The organism is Bradyrhizobium sp. P2_E8 (genome assembly GCF_056403875.1).
Map to the genome: position 1 here is coordinate 1 of NZ_JBFUES010000852.1, position 3,275 is coordinate 3,275.

A 3,275-nucleotide genomic window follows, 5' to 3' on the forward strand; every position below is an offset into this window, starting at 1 on the left:
GCTCCAGGCGGTGCACGAGATGAGCGCCTATTTCAGCGCCCATATCGAGGAGCGCAAGAAGAAGCCGACCGACGATCTGATCTCTTATCTGATGAACGCCAAGGACAAGGAAGGTAACCCGCTCGAGGATTCGCACGTACTGGGTTCGCTGCGACTGCTGCTGATCGCAGGTATCGACACCACCTGGAGCGCGATCGGCTCCTCGCTCTGGCATCTCGCGAAAACGCCGGCAGACCGCGAACGGCTGATCGCCGAGCCCGGGCTGATCCCGATCGCCGTGGAGGAGCTGCTGCGAGCCTATTCGCCGGTGACCATGGCCCGCGAGGTGGTCAAGGAGACCACGATCTCAGGCTGCCCGGTCAAGGCGGGCAACATGGTGCTGCTGTCGTTCCCGGCCGCCAACCGCGACCCCAAGATGTTTCCGGACGCTGACAAAGTCGTGATCGACCGCCGCGAGAACCGCCACGCCGCCTTCGGCCTCGGCATCCATCGCTGCGTCGGTTCCAACCTTGCGCGCATGGAGATGCAGGTTGCGCTGGAGGAATGGCTGAAGCGCATTCCGGACTTCCGGCTCGATCCGGCAGGCACCGTGACCTGGTCGCAGGGCACGGTGAGAGGCCCCCGCCAGTTGCCATTTCTGCTCGGAAAGGCGATGTAGGCCTCTCCAACAGAGATACGGAGAGAGGCCGGACGTGACTGAGCAAGCAACCCAACCGGCCTCCGACCACATTGACATCGCCGACGCCGAGCGGCGGATCAAGGCGATCTTTATCGGCTCGATCGGCAATCTCGTCGAGTGGTACGACTTTTACGCCTATACGGCGTTCGCGCTCTACTTCGCCCCGGCCTTCTTCCCCGGCAACGACCCGGTCGTGCAGCAATTGAACGTCGCCGTGGTGTTTGCGGCGACGTTCCTGATGCGGCCCTTGGGCGGCTGGTTCTTCGGCTACCTTGCCGACCATTACGGCCGTCGTATCTCGCTGACGCTGTCCGTCGTCTTCATGTGCTTCGGCTCGCTGATCATTGCGCTGACACCCACCTATGCCACGATCGGCCTTGCCGCGCCGGTGATCCTGGCGCTGGCCCGCGTGATCGAAGGCCTGAGCCTCGGCGGCGAATACGGCGCCAGCGCCACCTATCTGAGCGAGGTCGCCGATCCCAGGCACCGCGGCTTCTATTCGAGTTTCCAATATGTGACCTTGATCGGCGGCCAGCTCACCGCGATCATCGTGCTGCTGCTCCTGCAAAAGGTCTTCCTCACGCCGGAGGAGCTGAAGGCCTGGGGCTGGCGCATCCCGTTTGCGATCGGCGCAGGGCTGGCGATCTTTGCCGCGGTGATGCGGCGCAATCTGCACGAGACCGAGGCGTTCGAGGAAGCCAAGAAGGTGGTGAAGCCGACCGGCTCGATCACCAATCTGCTGCGCTATCCGCGCGAGCTGCTGCTGGTGGTCGGCCTGACCGCGGGCGGCACCGCTGCCTTCTACACCTTCACCACCTACATGCAGACCTTCGTCAAACTCTCAGTCGGGCTGACCGAAGACCAGACCACCTTCGTGATCTTCGGCACGCTGATCTTCGCGACCATCCTGCAGCCGATCTACGGTGCGATCTCCGACAAGATCGGCCGCAAACCGCTGCTGATCTTCTTCGGCGTCGCCGGCACGCTGGCGACCGTGCCGCTGCTGATGACGCTGAAGGAGACGAAGTCGCCCTTCATGGCCTTCATCCTGATCTGCTGTGCCTGGCTGTTCGTCGCCGGCTACACCTCGATCAACGCCGTGGTGAAGGCCGAGCTGTTCCCGACCAATGTCCGCGCGCTCGGCGTCGGCCTGCCCTATGCCATCACGGTCTCGATCTTCGGCGGCACGGCACCGGCGATCGCGCTCTACTTCAAGAGCATCGGGCACGAGGAATGGTTCTACTTCTACCTCAGCGGCGTCATCTGCCTGTCGCTGATCATCTATTCCACCATGCGCGACACCAAGCACGCCTCCGCCATGCATCGCCACGAGTAAGCTGATGGCCGACGACAACGAGCCGCCCGACAGCAAGCTGACGCGCACCAAGGAGAAATGGGCGCGCGAGGGCCGCTTCCTCACCGGCAGGATCACGCGTCCGGAAGATCAAAGGCTGCCGCCGGGCCAGCACCTCACCAAGGACTGGCCGGTGCTCGACCTCGGAGTCGTGCCACCGGTCTCGCGTGAGCGCTGGCGGCTCGACGTCTACGGCGCGATCGAAAATCCCGTCTTCTGGACCTTCGCCGAGTTCACTGCACAGAAGCAGGCCCAGTTCACCTCCGACATCCACTGCGTGACGACCTGGTCGCGCTACGACAATGAGTGGGAGGGGCTCGCCACGCGCGAGCTGCTCGCCGCCTGCCGGCCGCGCGAGGATGCACGCTTCGTCGTGCTGCATTCCTATGACGGCTACACCACCAACCTCGCGCTGGACGATTTTGCCGCCGAGGACGCCCTGCTCGCCCATAGCTGGTCCGGCCAGCCACTGACGGAGGAGCATGGCGGCCCGGTGCGGCTGGTCGTGCCGCATCTGTATTTCTGGAAGAGCGCCAAATGGCTCCAGGCCATTGAATTCCTGACCGACGACGCACCGGGTTTCTGGGAAGTCCGCGGCTATCATAACCGCGGCGATCCCTGGGCCGAGCAGCGCTATTCAAGCGACTAAGTTTCAACCAGGAGACGGGGGGAAGCCCATGCCGACGGAACGCTTTCAATTCACCGGCGAAGGCGGCCATCAGCTCGCAGCCGCGCTGGAGCTGCCGGACGGCGAACCCGCGGCTTTCGCACTGTTTGCGCACTGCTTCACCTGCGGCAAGGACACGCTGGCGGCCAAGCGCATCTCGGTCGCGCTCGCTGCCAAGGGCATCGCGGTGCTGCGCTTCGACTTCACCGGCCTCGGCTCCAGCGAGGGTGATTTCGCCAATTCGACGTTCTCCTCGAACGTCGCCGATCTCGTGCGCGCGGCCGATCATCTGCGTTCGACGCGCAAGGCGCCGTCGATCCTGATCGGCCATAGCCTCGGCGGCGCTGCGATCCTCGCCATGGCCAGCAAGGTTCCCGAGGCGAAAGCGGTGGTGACCATTGCAGCGCCATCTGACCCCGCCCACGTCACCGGCCTGTTCAGGGAGCATGTCGATGCGATCCGCGCACAGGGCGAGGTCGAAGTATCACTTGCCGGGCGTCCATTCCGCATCAAGCGCGAATTCCTCGAAGACATCGCCGAGCATGAGCKGATCAAGGACGTCACCGGCCTGCACA

The 3,275-nt window shown here is 64.0% G+C and carries 4 protein-coding genes; all 4 read left to right on the forward strand.

What is annotated here, in order from left to right; genetic code table 11:
• The coding region (locus AC1D00_RS33020) for a cytochrome P450 (RefSeq protein WP_477013551.1) at window positions 1-658 on the forward strand (658 nt) is incomplete at its 5' end.
• Between the two features lie 34 nt (window positions 659-692).
• The gene (locus AC1D00_RS33025) at window positions 693-2,015 is read left to right on the forward strand and encodes an MFS transporter (RefSeq protein WP_027544002.1); all 1,323 of its coding nucleotides are present in this window, start codon (window positions 693-695) and stop codon (window positions 2,013-2,015) included.
• A 4-nt stretch (window positions 2,016-2,019) separates the two neighbouring features.
• Window positions 2,020-2,682: a sulfite oxidase-like oxidoreductase gene (locus AC1D00_RS33030; RefSeq protein ID WP_477013552.1), complete on the forward strand. Its 663-nt coding sequence runs from the start codon at window positions 2,020-2,022 to the stop codon at window positions 2,680-2,682.
• Between the two features lie 28 nt (window positions 2,683-2,710).
• Window positions 2,711-3,275 (forward strand): alpha/beta hydrolase family protein (locus tag AC1D00_RS33035; protein ID WP_477013553.1); only part of this gene is annotated, 565 nt, incomplete at its 3' end.

Excerpts from the sequence above, each read along its gene's own strand:
- AC1D00_RS33030 (WP_477013552.1), top strand. The coding sequence starts at position 2,020 with ATGGCCGACGACAACGAGCCGCCCGACAGCAAGCTGACGCGCACCAAG.